The organism is Uruburuella testudinis (assembly GCF_022870865.1).
GTDB classification, from domain to species: domain Bacteria; phylum Pseudomonadota; class Gammaproteobacteria; order Burkholderiales; family Neisseriaceae; genus Neisseria; species Neisseria testudinis.
In genome coordinates this window covers 532,683-546,536 of the sequence record NZ_CP091508.1, presented here as the reverse complement: position 1 = coordinate 546,536, position 13,854 = coordinate 532,683, and the positions used below count along the sequence as shown (strand labels likewise).

General features: G+C 54.1%; 14 protein-coding genes. 7 read left to right on the top strand and 7 right to left on the bottom strand.

The window, feature by feature from the left end; all coding sequences use genetic code 11:
* Positions 1-64: 64 nt before the first annotated feature.
* The gene (locus LVJ83_RS02455) at positions 65-1,039 is read right to left on the bottom strand and encodes a KpsF/GutQ family sugar-phosphate isomerase (protein WP_244785979.1); all 975 of its coding nucleotides are present in this window, start codon (positions 1,037-1,039) and stop codon (positions 65-67) included.
* Positions 1,040-1,118: 79 nt separating this feature from the next.
* Here LVJ83_RS02455 and tal point away from each other — a divergent pair, with 79 nt between their 5' ends.
* On the top strand, positions 1,119-2,174 hold the full coding sequence (gene tal / locus LVJ83_RS02450) for a transaldolase (protein ID WP_244785977.1): 1,056 nt from the start codon (positions 1,119-1,121) through the stop codon (positions 2,172-2,174).
* Positions 2,175-2,461: 287 nt separating this feature from the next.
* Here the strand turns inward: tal and LVJ83_RS02445 are convergent, their stop codons facing one another.
* Both LVJ83_RS02445 and LVJ83_RS02440 read right to left on the bottom strand, forming a co-directional pair.
* Positions 2,462-3,067, bottom strand: a complete 606-nt coding sequence (locus LVJ83_RS02445; RefSeq protein ID WP_244785975.1) for a nitroreductase family protein — start codon at positions 3,065-3,067, stop codon at positions 2,462-2,464.
* Between the two features lie 183 nt (positions 3,068-3,250).
* The gene (locus LVJ83_RS02440; RefSeq protein WP_244785973.1) at positions 3,251-3,652 is read right to left on the bottom strand and encodes a DoxX family protein; all 402 of its coding nucleotides are present in this window, start codon (positions 3,650-3,652) and stop codon (positions 3,251-3,253) included.
* 108 nt (positions 3,653-3,760) lie between these two features.
* Between LVJ83_RS02440 and LVJ83_RS02435 the strand changes: the two genes are divergently transcribed.
* Positions 3,761-4,648, top strand: a complete 888-nt coding sequence (locus tag LVJ83_RS02435; protein ID WP_244785971.1) for a LysR family transcriptional regulator — start codon at positions 3,761-3,763, stop codon at positions 4,646-4,648.
* 451 nt (positions 4,649-5,099) lie between these two features.
* Here the strand turns inward: LVJ83_RS02435 and LVJ83_RS02430 are convergent, their stop codons facing one another.
* The 3 genes from LVJ83_RS02430 to rsmI form a co-directional block, all read right to left on the bottom strand.
* Positions 5,100-5,882, bottom strand: coding sequence for an acetoin reductase (locus LVJ83_RS02430; RefSeq protein ID WP_244785969.1), 783 nt, complete (start codon positions 5,880-5,882; stop codon positions 5,100-5,102).
* 239 nt (positions 5,883-6,121) lie between these two features.
* On the bottom strand, positions 6,122-6,493 hold the full coding sequence (locus LVJ83_RS02425; RefSeq protein WP_244785968.1) for a DUF488 domain-containing protein: 372 nt from the start codon (positions 6,491-6,493) through the stop codon (positions 6,122-6,124).
* 133 nt (positions 6,494-6,626) lie between these two features.
* Positions 6,627-7,532: a 16S rRNA (cytidine(1402)-2'-O)-methyltransferase gene (gene rsmI / locus LVJ83_RS02420; protein WP_244785967.1), complete on the bottom strand. Its 906-nt coding sequence runs from the start codon at positions 7,530-7,532 to the stop codon at positions 6,627-6,629.
* 22 nt (positions 7,533-7,554) lie between these two features.
* Between rsmI and LVJ83_RS02415 the strand changes: the two genes are divergently transcribed.
* The 5 genes from LVJ83_RS02415 (at position 7,555) to LVJ83_RS02395 (ending at position 11,863) form a co-directional block, all read left to right on the top strand.
* The gene (locus tag LVJ83_RS02415) at positions 7,555-7,902 is read left to right on the top strand and encodes a YraN family protein (protein ID WP_244785966.1); all 348 of its coding nucleotides are present in this window, start codon (positions 7,555-7,557) and stop codon (positions 7,900-7,902) included.
* Between the two features lie 4 nt (positions 7,903-7,906).
* Positions 7,907-8,500 (top strand): phosphoheptose isomerase, encoded by a 594-nt coding sequence (locus tag LVJ83_RS02410; RefSeq protein ID WP_244785965.1) that lies wholly within the window; start codon positions 7,907-7,909, stop codon positions 8,498-8,500.
* A 521-nt stretch (positions 8,501-9,021) separates the two neighbouring features.
* Positions 9,022-9,627, top strand: a complete 606-nt coding sequence (locus LVJ83_RS02405; protein ID WP_244785964.1) for a BON domain-containing protein — start codon at positions 9,022-9,024, stop codon at positions 9,625-9,627.
* A 190-nt stretch (positions 9,628-9,817) separates the two neighbouring features.
* The gene (locus tag LVJ83_RS02400) at positions 9,818-10,357 is read left to right on the top strand and encodes a hypothetical protein (RefSeq protein WP_244785963.1); all 540 of its coding nucleotides are present in this window, start codon (positions 9,818-9,820) and stop codon (positions 10,355-10,357) included.
* A gap of 717 nt (positions 10,358-11,074) precedes the next feature.
* The gene (locus LVJ83_RS02395; RefSeq protein WP_244785962.1) at positions 11,075-11,863 is read left to right on the top strand and encodes a crotonase/enoyl-CoA hydratase family protein; all 789 of its coding nucleotides are present in this window, start codon (positions 11,075-11,077) and stop codon (positions 11,861-11,863) included.
* 649 nt (positions 11,864-12,512) lie between these two features.
* Here the strand turns inward: LVJ83_RS02395 and bioB are convergent.
* Positions 12,513-13,520, bottom strand: coding sequence for a biotin synthase BioB (gene bioB, locus LVJ83_RS02390; protein ID WP_244785956.1), 1,008 nt, complete (start codon positions 13,518-13,520; stop codon positions 12,513-12,515).
* Positions 13,521-13,854: the final 334 nt, after the last annotated feature.

Here is a 13,854-nt window from a genome sequence, read left to right as displayed (position 1 = left end):
TTTATTTTAACATGCTTGAAGTGAAAGAAGCCGTTTAGATAGCATAAGGGCAGGTAAACCGCCGTCAGACAATGCGCGCTTTCAGCAAATCGTGCATATTCAAAGCCCCGATCAATCTGTTGTCGTTATCGGTGACCAATAAGCCGTTGACATGGTTTTGCTGCATATGTTTCAACGCTTCTGTGGCCAATTTTCCAGCATCAATGGTTTTCGGATTATTGTGCATGATATGGTCAACCGCCAGGCCCGAAAAATTATCGCGCTCCTGAAACAGGCGGCGCAAATCGCCATCGGTAAACACGCCTTTCAGGCAACCTGACTGATCGGTTACCGCCAACATGCCCAAGCCTTTTTCGCTCATGCGTATAATCGCATCTTTCAGTAACGTGCCGGAAACCACCGCCGGTAATTCGTCGCCCGCATGCATCACATCTTCAACACGCAACAACAGGCGCTTACCCAAACTTCCCGCCGGATGGCTCAAAGCAAAATCATTCAAAGTAAATGAACGCGCCCGCAACAATACTACGGCCAATGCATCGCCCAAGCCCATAACGGCCGTTGTGCTGGAAGTAGGCGCCAAACCCAACGGACATGCTTCTTTCGACACTGCAGCCGTGATGTGGATATCAGCATGCCGCGCCATCGTAGATGTGGCTTTCGAGGTAATGCAAATCAGCGTAACCGCCTTACGCTTCAATGCCGGGATAATAACCGTTACCTCTTCATTTTCACCTGAATTAGAAATAGCAATCACCACATCACCGTCTACAATCATACCCAAATCGCCATGCGCCGCTTCAGCCGGGTGTACGAAAAATGCCGGTGTGCCGGTAGATGCCATGGTAGCGGCCATTTTCCGGCCGATATGCCCGGATTTTCCCATTCCCATAATCACCACCCGCCCGGTGCACTCCAGCAGAGCCTCAGCAGCTTGCACAAAGTGTTCGTTTAAAGATGCGGCTATTTCATCCAAAGCTTGGGATTCAATATGTAAAACATCTCTTGCCCACGCTAAATACTGCTTGCTATTTGCCATGATTGGTTCCTGTGAAGACTACCCAAAGCCCTGATTTCGGGGTAGGATGGTGTTTCAACACTAATAAAGGGTTTCAGAGATGACTATTTTATCGGACGTTAAAGCATTAGGCCAACAAATCTGGCTTGATAACCTTTCACGCTCGCTGATTCAAAGCGGCGAGTTGGCAGAGATGTTGCAGCAAGGGGTATGCGGCGTAACCTCCAATCCCGCCATTTTCCAAAAAGCTTTTGCCGGCGATGCACTGTATGCCGACGAGATTGCCCACCTCAAACAGCAAAACCTGTCGCCCAAGCAGCGTTACGAAACGCTCGCCATTGCCGATGTGCAGGCCGCTTGCGATGTATGCCTGCCCGAATTTGAAAGCACCGGCGGCAAAACCGGCTTTGTCAGCCTGGAAGTAGCGCCCGACCTTTCTCAAGACACCGAAGGCACGGTTGCCGAAGCCAAACGGCTGCATGCGGCCATCAACCGCCCGAATGTATTAATCAAAGTGCCCACCACCGATGCCGGTGTTGCCGCTTTGGAACAATTGGTTGAAGCCGGCATCAGCATCAACCTGACCCTGCTGTTTTCCCGCAAACAAACGCTGAAAGCCTATGAAGCTTATACTAAAGGCATTAAGGCGCGTTTGGCCGCAAGCAAACCGGTCGACCATATTCAGGTTGTGGCCAGCTTCTTTCTCTCCCGCATCGACAGCGCGCTTGATGCCACCCTGCCCGAGCACCTGCAAGGCAAAACCGCTATTGCCCTGGCCAAAGCCGCCTATCTCGACTGGGAAGCCTTTTTCGGCGGCGAGCACTTCACTCAGCTTGCTGCGCAGGGCGCCAACCGGATGCAATTATTGTGGGCCTCTACCGGTGTTAAAAACCCGGCTTACCCCGATACGCTGTATGTAGACAGCCTGATCGGCGCACAAACCGTTAACACCGTACCCGATGCCACCTTGAAAGCCTTTATCGATCACGGCACGGCCAAAGCCACGCTGACCGACAATACTGATGAAGCGCTGGCGCAACTGGCCGAAGCAGAAAAAGCGGGCATTGATTTGGAAGCATTGGCCGTCCGCTTACAAGAAGACGGCTTGAAGCAGTTTGAAGATGCTTTCAACAAACTGCTGGCACCCTTAGCCTGATAAGGGCTGAAGCAAAAAAGGCATGTATTCCAACATGCCTTTTTTTGTTTCAGACGGCCTCATGTATGATGATCGTCATGGCCGTCTGAAACGCACTTACCATACCGCCAATTTATAAAAGCAAGAGCCGAAGGCAGTGCAGATACCGTTAAATTCAAATAAATTGACTACAGAAAACTGGGCAAAAATCATTCATGCGCACGAGCAAGGTTACCGCGCAGCACCTTGCAAAGCAAAGGCCGTCTGAAACATTTCTGTTTCAGACGGCCTTTTTAGACAACAATCACTTACGCGCCATATACTTTCAAGCGCACATCCAGCGGTGAGAATGTTTTCTCGCCGGCCGCTGCTTCAATGCCGCCGAACACCATTTGCGCGCGCAAACGCCATGAAGCAGGGATATCCCATTCTGCCGCCACTGCATTGTCGATCAACGGGTTATAGTGTTGCAGGTTGGCGCCGATACCGGCCTCAGCCAGTGTGGTCCACACCGCATATTGGTGCATGGCATCGGTATGTTCGCTCCACACCGGAAAGTTATCGGCATAAGTGGGGAACTGCTCTTGCAGGTTTTTCACCACTTCTTGATCTTCAAAAAACATCACTGAGCCGGCAGCCGCTTTAAACATCGCCAGTTTTTCGGCTGTGGGCGCAAATTTATCGGCCGGCACAATCGCCCGCAGCGCATCTTCGGCAAACTGCCATAATTTTTCATGCTCAGCACCAAACAAAACCACCACGCGGGTTGATTGCGAATTAAACGATGAAGGTGTGTGCAGCACCGCATGTTCCACAATTTTTGCCACTTCCTCATTCGCCAGCGGCAGATTTTTATTCAACGCATAAACAGAGCGGCGCTTTTCAGCCACTTTTTGAACATCTTGATAAGCCATTTTTCATTTCCTTTATGAAAGCAACACAGAGAAATACACCCTAGGGTGTCCTGACCATTCATATATCATCATCTTTTTAACGCAGCAGATGCGTTTTGGGGAGTGAAAAGCACCATAAATCAAATGGTCAGGATACCCTTCGGGGAAACACCGTTATGATAAAGCATTTCCCCGCCCAAGCAGTCAGCCCGCTTTATGAAATTTATTGTCCAGCGCCCAAGCGCCGCCGCCGGCCGCAGCAATATAGATAAAGATAAAGCTGAACAAGGCCGCCGCTTCACCGCCGTTTAAAAGCGGCAGCAGCACGGTGCTGCCCGAAGCATGCGCCGTAAAATAGGCTACCGCCATCATGCCGGAAAGAATAAATGCCACCGGGCGGGTAAACAAACCGATCAGCAGCAGCAGGCCGCCGAAAAATTCCAACACGCCGGCAAAACCGTAAAGCGAGAAAAGCTGCAAACCGTCAAACATTTCCACATGCGGCAAGGCAAACAGCTTGGCAGAGCCGTGTAACATAAACATATAAGCCGCTGCGATACGCAAAACAGACAGCAATATCGGTTGATAGCGGGATAAAGCATTCATAATAAAAATCCTGTTGATGTGTGTGGTTAAGATGCTGTGCAGTATAGCCCTTCCCTTTTCATTGATATATACTCATTTTATTAAACAACCATTTCCCAACAGGAAAACATGGACACCTTACTCAGCCTGAAAGTGTTTCGCGAAGTGGTGCAGCAAGGCAGCTTCACCCGTGCCGCCGACAAGCTCGGCATTTCCAACGCCATGGCCAGCAAACACGTAAGCCATCTTGAAAGCAGCATTCAAGCCAAATTGCTGCAACGCAACAGCCGCAATCTTCACCTGACCGAAGCCGGCGAAGAGTATTACCGCCAATGCAGCTATGCACTCGAAACCTTGGAATCGGCCGCAGAAAAAGCCGCCGGTGGCGCCGACACCCCGCAGGGGCTGTTGCGCATCACCATGCCGCAATGGTTTGCCACTCCGCGCGTGAGCAACTGGCTGGCCGAATACCGCCGGCTCTATCCCGAAGTGGCGCTGGAGCTCGCACTTGCCAACCGCCAAACCGATCTGATTGCCGACGGCTTCGATTTGGCCTTGCGCGTATCAAAAGAGCCCAACCCTTCGCTGATTGTAAAACCGCTTGCCGACATCCGTTTTTTTCTGGTGGCCGCGCCCGACTACCTGCGCCGCCACGGCGTGCCCGCCACCGTGGCCGAAGCCGCCCAGCATCAAGCCGTGCTGCCTTCCTACACCGACATGAGCTGTGTCGAGTTTACCCGCAACGGCCACACCGAAATCCTCGAGCTGAACGCCAACATCTACAGCGACAACACCTTGATGTGCCGCAAAATGATTCAAGCCGGCTGCGGCATCGGCTATCTGCCCGAATGGACGGTGTGCAACGATTTGAGCGAAGGCAAGCTGGTGCGGCTGCTGCCCGATTACCAAACACTCACCGTCAAACTCTACGCCGCCTATGTCGACCGCGCCTTTTTAAGCGCCAAAGTACGCAGCATGATTGATTTTCTGGTGACAAAAACACAAGAAGCCGAATAATACCCGTTGATACCAACAGGCCGTCTGAAACGTTTACCCACATTTCAGACGGCTTGTTGATCATACCCATTCAAAAAAATAAGCCCAAAAAGAGCAGCCGATTGAGAGTAAGCTGCTGTTGGCGTAAAAATAAAAACATAAGAAATCTATCGTTAAATTCAAATCAATTCACAACAGAAAGCTGAGCAAAGATCATTCATGCGCACGCACAGGCGTGGCGGCGCAATATTTTTTATACAGGCCGGATAATTACCGGACGGATTACCGGAGATTAAATTTTATCTGGCCGCATCCAGTTGGTGTTGCCGCACTCTGCTCCCTCCCCCCGTCCCAGCGGAGAGAGAACAGAGCGGGGCAACCCCGTGAAGGGTTTAATATCTCATCGATTATCTTATCTCAAACTCACGTTAGCTTGTTTTTTCGAATAGATACAACATCAAATCAACGCCACTCAGCGGAACACCATACCGCCGTCAATCAGCAGCGCCTGCCCGGTCATATAATCCGAATCTTCCGAAGCCAGATAATGCACCAGCGCAGCCACATCTTCCGGCACTTGCGGCCGCCCCATCAGAATGCCGGCTGAAAATTTCTCAAACGCTTCGCCCGGTTGGGTATTCATATATTTGCCCATTTCCGCATCGATGCGGTCCCACATTTTGGTGGCGGCCACACCCGGGCAATAGGCATTGACTGTGATTTGGTGTTTGGCCAACTCTTTGGCGGCCGTTACCGTGAGCGAACGCACGGCATGTTTGCTGGCGCAGTAAACCCCGAGCAAATCATACGACTCATGCCCGGCAATCGAGCAGGCATTGATGATTTTATACACGCTGCCTCCGCCCTGCTTTTTCATCTGCGCCGCAGCCGCCTGCGTGCCGAACAGCACGCTTTTCACATTCACATCGAACACGCGGTCGAAATCGGCTTCGGTCACGTCTTCCAGCGCCATCACGTCTTCAATGCCGGCGTTGTTGACAAACACATCTACACGTCCGAATGTATCCACGGCGTGCTGCACCAAAGCAAACTGGTCTTCACGTTTGGCAACATTGCCTTGAAACGATGCCACGTTGACGCCGTCTGCCTGAAATTCGGCTGCGGTGGCTTTCAACGTGTCGGGATTGATGTCTGACAACACAATGGCAAAACCGTCTTTTGCCAGCCGTTTGGCAATGCCTTTGCCCAAACCGTCGCCCGAACCGGTGATAACCGCTACTTTTTGAGCACTCATTATGATTACTCCTTTTGTTTTCAAATCAATCGGATAATACCTTCCCACCCATTAAAGCACATTCCCGCGCCCATTTCGATACGCTGAAAACAAACTCAACAACACTTACACAAACAGGCCGTCTGAAACCTGTTTTAACGTTTCAGACGGCCTGCCCGCTTCACGATAACCGTTAAGTGTTGAATTGTTTTAATCCGCCCCGCATGGTTATTAATCCCACATCAAGAAGCCTCAAGCCATCACTCTGCCGGCACAAACGGTTCGCCCAAATAATCCAACAACACCGATACATGCGACTGCTGCGGGTTTTTCACCGCCGTGAGCAGCAACACATCCTGCTGCTGTGCCAAAGCTTTCAGACGGCCTATTGCCTGCTGCGCCTCACTGCCGCGCAATTCTTCCAGATAACGTGCGGCAAAACCCTCGAAACGGGCGGCCGCATCTTCGTGATACCACTTACGCAGCGCCGCGCTCGGGGTGAGGTCTTTCAACCACCACACATCCGCCATCACCGCCTTGGGAATACCGCGCGGATACAGGCGGTCGACCAATACGGCCAGCGTGTGCGGCGGCAGGCTGTGAAAATCATAAATTCTCTGTACGCGATACATTTCAGACGGCCTTTCCATATCAACAAACAGACTCAGTATAACGTGCCGGTTGCAGGCTTGATACCCTGTTATCGCTACATGCTTCCAATCATCTGAGGCCGTCTGAAACTTTTTTCAGACGGCCTCAGATGATTTATTTTTCTTTCCACGTCAGCGCCAAATCATAAAGCGCTTTTTTGCTCTCACCGCTGATTTTGGCCGCCAAATCCGCCGCCTGCTTGGTGGGCAGCGCTGATGCCAACACCTTCATCACCTGTTGCGCCGCTTCGGGCAGCTCGCTGTGTTTTTCCACTTGCGCCGGATGCAGAATCAACACCATTTCACCGCGGCTCTGATTGCTGTCTTGTTTCAAGGCCGTCTGAATCTCGGCCACGCTGCCGCTCAAAAACGTTTCAAAAGTTTTCGAAATCTCACGCGCCAACACGATTTTACGCTCGGGAAACAAGGCCGCCATATCGGCCAGCGCCGCTTCGATACGGTGCGGCGTTTCAAACATCACCACCGGATAATCCGCCTCCGCCCAAGCCGCCAGCCGCTTTTGCCGCTCACCGGCCTTAGGCGGCAGAAAACCGTTGAAATAGAAATTCGGCTCCACCACACCGGCCACGCTCAAGGCTGCCATCACTGCACTGGGCCCGGCCACCGGCACCACATTGAACCCCGCTTCACGCACCCGCGCCGCCAGCTTGGCACCGGGGTCGCACACCGCCGGCGTGCCCGCATCGCTCACCTGCGCCACCGTTTTGCCCTCGGCCAATGCGGCGATGATTTTGTCGGCCATCTGCTGCTCGTTATGCTCGCGCACGCTCACCAGCTTGGCCTGTATGCCGTAAGCGCTCAACAGCTGCGCCGTTACCCGCGTATCTTCGGCGCACACGATATCCGCATGCTGCAACACCGCCAACGCGCGCAACGTGATATCGGCCAGGTTGCCGATGGGGGTGGCCACCACATATAATGTTTGCGCGGCGATGCTGTCGCAGGCTTTTTGATAATGTTTTTGCATAAGAATGAAAGAGGCCGTCTGAAAAGGCTTCATTATAACGGGGTTATCACAAAATATGCGTTTAAACCACCAACAGGGCGCCGCCGGCGAAGATGCCGCGCTGCACTTTTTACAGGCTCAGGGCTGCAAACTGCTGGCGCGCAACTGGCACTGCCCGTTCGGCGAAATCGACCTGATTGTCAAAAGCGGTAACACAATCTTGTTTGTTGAAGTAAAATACCGCAAAAGCAAAGGTTTCGGCGGCGCCGCCTACAGCATCACGCCCGCCAAACTGGCCAAGCTGCAACGCAGTGTGGAACATTATCTGCAACAGCAGCATCTTACCAACACGCCCTGCCGTCTTGATGCGGTATTGATTGAGGGCGATGCAGCGCCGCATTGGCTGCAAAACATCACAGGTTAACATCATGACAACTTTACAAGCGCGCGTTGCCGCTCATTTTGCCCAAAGCATCGAAACCAAACAACAGGCCGCCGAAGTATTGAGCGAACCCACCGCCCAAGCCGCCGAATTAATGCTGCAATGCCTGATGAACGACGGCAAAATCCTGGCCTGCGGCAACGGCGGTTCGGCTGCCGATGCGCAACATTTCGCCGCTGAAATGACCGGCCGTTTCGAGAAAGAGCGCATGGAGCTGGCCGCCGTGGCGCTCACCACCGACACCTCTGCGCTGACCGCCATCGGCAATGATTACGGCTTCGACCAGGTGTTCAGCAAGCAAGTGCGCGCACTGGGCCGCCCCGGCGACGTCTTAATCGGCATTTCCACCTCCGGCAATTCCGGCAACATCATCACCGCTATCGAAGCGGCGCACGAGCGCGACATGCACGTCATCGCCTTTACCGGCCGCGACGGCGGCAAAATCGCCGGCATGCTCAAAGACAGCGACATCCTGCTCAACGTGCCGCACCCGCGCACCGCCCGCATTCAGGAAGTGCACATCCTGCTGATTCACGCCCTGTGCGACTGCATCGACAGCATGTTGTTGGAAGGCATGTAATCCCCATTCACAAAAACACCTGCACAAAAACACCTGATTGTCGGATTGACGGATAAGCGAAATATTAGTCATCTCCGGGTATCCTGATATGTTGTTTATGAGCGGATTTTTGCCTCTGAAAATGTAGATGCCAGACAAAAAACGCAGCAAGATTCGACATCTTGCGAGGCTTTTTAACGCAGCAGCTGCGTTTTCAGGGGCAAAAAAGATGATGATATATGAATGCTCAGAATACCCTAGTATTCGGTTGGCGCTACGACACGCTGTCCCCGCTCCCCTCGCCACGGGGAAGGGTTAGAGCAAAGGCGGGCAGCTATGAGGGCCACATAACACAACCCGATTGCAATAATGCCCCGCCTCACCCGCTTACTTTTATGCATGAGCACGATACCGCCCGCCGCACCGCAACAGCATGCTGTGTGCAAAACACGCATAACACGTTAAAATAACTTCCTGAAATCATCCGCATTTTATTCAGGCAGCCGCCAAAGCTGCCTGAATGCCTACCGAAAGGACGTTTTATGAGCCTCAAACAACACGCCCGCACCTTGGCCGCCGCAGCCCTTGTGGCCGCCACATTAAGCGGCTGCGTCGGTGCTGTGGTCGGCGGAGCCGCCGTGGGTGGCGCTTCTGCCATCGACCGGCGCAGCACCGGCGCCCAAGCCGATGATAAAGTGATGGAATTGCGTATCAAAAATACCGCCACCACCTATCTGCGCCAAAACAATCAGGTGCAAGGCTTCGAGCCCACGCTTTCCGTTATCAGCTACAACCGCCACATCCTGCTGCTCGGCCAAGTGGCCACCGAGGGCGAAAAAAACTTTGTCGAACAAGTAGCCCGTGCCGAACAGGCCGCCCAGCAAGTGTATAACTACATCGAAGTCGCCCCGCAGGCGCGCACTTTCGGCAATGTCAGCGCCGACACCTGGAGCACCACCAAAGTGCGCACCACCCTGCTCGGCATTCAGGGCGTTTATCCCGGCCGCGTGAAAATCGTGACCTACAACAACGTTACCTATGTGATGGGTATCCTCACCCCCACCGAACAGGCCGCCGTCACTGAAAAAGTCAGCACCACCGCCGGCGTGCAAAAAGTGGTTACCCTTTACCAAAACTACGATAACTGACCGACAGGCCGTCTGAAAACCGCCCGCACACATGCTCCGGCTGCATGCGGTTGATATACCGTTTACAAACATACCGACAAGGGCAAAGCAGCGCACAAATAATGCCGAGCCGGCCGCCCGTTGCGCAACCCGACCCGGCTATTTTTCGAATGGGCATTCAGACGGCCTTATCCACATTGGGAGCACACACATGTCCGAACCGACCAAACCCGCCAAAGCCCCATTCAGGCTCACCCCCAAACATTTGCTGCTGGCCGCGCTCGCCGTGGTGGCATTGGCCGTTGCAGCGCTTATCATCGGCGTTTTCCAAACCCTCAACCGCCCGGCAGAAACCGCCGCCCCGCGCAATAACGGCGAAACCGTAGAAATCTGGTCGCCGCGCGGCGCCGGCACCCCCGTAACCGGCGGCGTTACCGCCGTTGTGCCCGGCGATTCGCCCGGCTCGACCATGCCCTCGCCTACCCCTTACTCCACCACACCAGACAGCAGCCAAAATGCACCCGCTGCGGCCGCCCCGCAAGCGCCGCCCCGCCGCCCGCAACCGGCCGACACAGCAACGGCTGCTACGGCACCCCGCAGCGAACCCGCCGCCGAAGCACCCGCCCAAGAGCGCCCGCTGGCACCCACCCCACCTGCGCGTGCGGCCGAACCGCCCGCCCGACCTGCGGCGCCGCGACCACAGCCCCAACCGCAGCAGCCCCCGAAAGACGTCATCGACAACTTGTTTTAACCCTGCCCGCTGCCGCATTTTCACCTCAGCGCATCCTCACCATTCGATTAACGGGTATATTTTGTGCTTAAAACCGCCTGTTTTTAAGCACAAAATCCCCGCTCAACGATACCAAGCTGCCCCACGGTTATTGGGGATAAACAGCCAAACAAAACAGCGGCATCTGTATCACAGCAACAGCCGTTGCGCTTTATCATCCTTCTTGCCGTAACCCCATATGATGATAAAGCGGCACGGCTATAGTGCATTCACTCCTCTATCGACATTGAACAAATCCGCCAATACCGCTAATCTGAACAGATAAAGCGCCGAATCCTATTCATTCAAAAAAAGCCAGCTAACCAGACGGCGGGCCGGAGATAATACACGCGTAGGGGGCTGGTTATGAAATAGGTATCAGCCCGCCCGCAAACACATCATATCCATCCAGAAAAGCCCGCCCGCAAAGCGCCACAAACCGCTGCGGCTTCTGTTTTTTGATGACTTGCCTGCATTCACCTATCATGACATTTTATTTTGAGGAGCAGAAAAATGGCTTGGTTTTATTTGATGATGGCCTTGGCTGCGGGCGTCCGCCGGTTCAAAGCTTGAAAACAGGCAGACAATCCACGCAGGCCGTCTGAAACACCCGCATTTGCCACACCCGACACCCACTCAAAAACCAACACACCCATACAGCCGCCTATTGCAAGCATCCGAAACCCACAGGAGCCCGACATGAACACGCTCAGCATCGAACAACACAGCGGCCTGGCCGTTGTCCGCCTTAACCGCCCCGACAAAAAAAACGCCATGAGCTTTGAGATGATGCGCGAGCTGGTGCAGGCCGCCAAACAGCTCAAAGCCGACCGCCGGCTGCGCACCGTGATTCTGCACGGCAGCGGCAACAGCTTTTGCGCCGGCATCGATTTGGCCGACTTGAAAAATCCCGCCAACCGCAAAACCGTGTTGTGGGAACTGGCCAAACCCTGCCGCAGCCTGTTTCAAAACGCCGCACTGGCATGGCGCGACCTGCCCGTACCCGTGATTGCCGCAGTCGAAGGCCACGCCGTCGGTGCCGGCTTGCAATTGGCGCTGGCCGCCGACTACGCTTTCACCACCGCCGACAGCCGCTGGGCCATCCGCGAAGCGCATTGGGGCATCATTCCCGATATGGGCATCAGCGTGAGCGCGCGCGGCAAAGTGCGCAGCGATATCTTGGCCGAACTAATCTTCAGCGCCCGCCTGTTCAGCGGCGAAGCCGCGCAGCAATACGGTTTTGCCGCCGCATTGAGCACACAGCCGTTCGAAAGCGCACTGGCTCTGGCCGAGCAGCTCGCCAGCCGCTCGCCCGATGCCCTGCTCGCCGCCAAACGCATCACCCACACACTTTATGGCTGCGAATGGCTGCCGCTGATGCGCGAAAAAATCTGGCAGCTGAAACTGCTGGCCGGCAAAAACCAAGCGCTGGCCGTGCGCAAAGACAGCCAACCCGAAACGGCATTCAAACCGCGGCAATACCGTTAATACTGATAAAGGCCGTCTGAACGGCGATAAACTTTTCAGACGGCCTTTGGTTCATCCGGCAAATCATGATTCATTGCAGCGCGGACTTTACCCACGAAAAAACGCATGCAAACCAAGCGGCGTTTGTGCTCCTAATCCACGCTGCATCTGTGTTGCAAACCACCACAAGCAATCCCATCAACAACAAGGCCGTCTGAAACGGGAGCACCTTTCAGACGGCCTTTGATTAATCCGGCAAATCATGATTCATTACAGCGTGGACTTTGCCCGCGAAAAAACATATGCAAACCAAACGGCGTTTGTGCGCCCAACCCACGCTGCATCTGCGTTGTAAACCACCACAAGCAATCTCATCAACAACAAGGCCGTCTGAAACGCAGCAAACTTTTCAGACGGCCTTTGGTTAATCCGGCAAATCATGATTCATTGCAGCGTGGACTTTGCCCGCGAAAAAACATATGCAAACCAAACGGCGTTTGTGCGCCCAACCCACGCTGCATCTGCGTTGTAAACCACCACAAGCAATCTCATCAACAACAAGGCCGTCTGAAAAGCTTGCTGCGTTTCAGACGGCCTCTAGGTATCCTGACCATTAACATATATTCAGGCAACCGAGCCTGCATGTATATTAATTGCCCAACCCTTTCGCTCACCCTTCAGGATGATGCTGCAAAGGCCGCAAATCAAGCTTTTCCATCAGCATGCGGTCGCCGTCTTCTTCGGGGTTTTCGGTGGTGAGCAGTTTGTCGCCATAGAAAATCGAGTTGGCGCCGGCCAGAAAACACATCGCCTGCATGGCTTCGGGCATATCGGCGCGGCCTGCAGAAAGGCGCACGTAGCTTTTCGGCATGGTAATCCGCGCCACGGCAATAGTGCGCACAAATTCGGTCCAGTCCAAATCTTCGGCATCGGCCAGCGGCGTGCCGGCCACTTTGACCAATTGATTAATCGGCACGCTTTCAGGCTGCGGGTCGAGGTTGGCGAGGCTGGCAATCAGGCCGGCACGTTCGGGGCGGGTTTCGTTCATGCCGACGATGCCGCCGCAGCATACTTTCAGCCCGGCGCCGCGCACTTTGCCGAGGGTGTCCATACGGTCTTCGTGTTGGCGGGTGTGGATGATGTCGTTGTAGCGTTCGGGGTCGGTATCGAGGTTGTGGTTGTAATAGTCCAAACCGGCGTTTTTCAAGTCTTCAGCCATGCCCTCTTCGAGCATGCCGAAAGTACCGCAGGTTTCCAGCCCCAAACTTTTTACCGCGCTGATGATTTCGCTCACTTTTTCCACATCTGTCGGCTTGGGGCCGCGCCAGGCAGCGCCCATGCAGAAACGGCTGGCACCACGCGCTTTGGCGATTTTGGCTTTTTCAAGAATATCGGCCACTTCCATCATGGTTTCTTTTTGCAGGCCGGTGTTGTGGTGCGCCGATTGCGGGCAATATTCGCAATCTTCGGGGCAGCCGCCGGTTTTGATGGAAAGCAGGGTAGAAAGTTGGATTTCCTGCGGGTTGAAATGTTGGCGGTGCACTTCGGCAGCTTGATAAACGAGGTCGAGAAACGGCAGTTCAAACAGCGCTTCTATCTGGCATTTGCGCCAATATTGCGCACTCGGATGCGGCTTGCGCTCGCTTTGGCGGCGCAGGGCTACGGGGGATACGGTCATAACGGTTCTTTCTTTACGGTTTTGCAGCGGCGCAATGTCGCTGACGTGCGGGCTTGCAAGCGCAATGTTTGCAAGTGCGGTTATCAGGCCGTCTGAAACAACAGGCGCGCGCGGGGAAAAATCTTGGCTTGGCATCAAATTTGCCGCAATCGCGCTTGTTTTCAGACGGCCTTGAAAAAGGGGTTTAGTGTAGCGGCTTTAATTCCGGCTTACAATCTTAACGATACAGACCTTGATTCACCTCTCACAAAAATAGCTTCACCGCGTTGGCCGGCCTTGTCGTACTCACTCTACTGTCTTCGACCCGCCGCCTTGTTTGCTTGCTTTGTGAATG

Coding starts and splice junctions, on each gene's coding strand:
- LVJ83_RS02435 (WP_244785971.1), top strand. CDS start 3,761: ATGGACACCTTACTCAGCCTGAAAGTGTTTCGCGAAGTGGTGCAGCAA.
- tal (WP_244785977.1), top strand. CDS start 1,119: ATGACTATTTTATCGGACGTTAAAGCATTAGGCCAACAAATCTGGCTT.
- LVJ83_RS02410 (WP_244785965.1), top strand. CDS start 7,907: ATGACAACTTTACAAGCGCGCGTTGCCGCTCATTTTGCCCAAAGCATC.
- LVJ83_RS02415 (WP_244785966.1), top strand. CDS start 7,555: ATGCGTTTAAACCACCAACAGGGCGCCGCCGGCGAAGATGCCGCGCTG.
- bioB (WP_244785956.1), bottom strand. CDS start 13,520: ATGACCGTATCCCCCGTAGCCCTGCGCCGCCAAAGCGAGCGCAAGCCG.
- LVJ83_RS02400 (WP_244785963.1), top strand. CDS start 9,818: ATGTCCGAACCGACCAAACCCGCCAAAGCCCCATTCAGGCTCACCCCC.
- rsmI (WP_244785967.1), bottom strand. CDS start 7,532: ATGAAGCCTTTTCAGACGGCCTCTTTCATTCTTATGCAAAAACATTAT.
- LVJ83_RS02455 (WP_244785979.1), bottom strand. CDS start 1,039: ATGGCAAATAGCAAGCAGTATTTAGCGTGGGCAAGAGATGTTTTACAT.
- LVJ83_RS02440 (WP_244785973.1), bottom strand. CDS start 3,652: ATGAATGCTTTATCCCGCTATCAACCGATATTGCTGTCTGTTTTGCGT.
- LVJ83_RS02425 (WP_244785968.1), bottom strand. CDS start 6,493: ATGTATCGCGTACAGAGAATTTATGATTTTCACAGCCTGCCGCCGCAC.
- LVJ83_RS02395 (WP_244785962.1), top strand. CDS start 11,075: ATGAACACGCTCAGCATCGAACAACACAGCGGCCTGGCCGTTGTCCGC.
- LVJ83_RS02445 (WP_244785975.1), bottom strand. CDS start 3,067: ATGGCTTATCAAGATGTTCAAAAAGTGGCTGAAAAGCGCCGCTCTGTT.
- LVJ83_RS02430 (WP_244785969.1), bottom strand. CDS start 5,882: ATGAGTGCTCAAAAAGTAGCGGTTATCACCGGTTCGGGCGACGGTTTG.
- LVJ83_RS02405 (WP_244785964.1), top strand. CDS start 9,022: ATGAGCCTCAAACAACACGCCCGCACCTTGGCCGCCGCAGCCCTTGTG.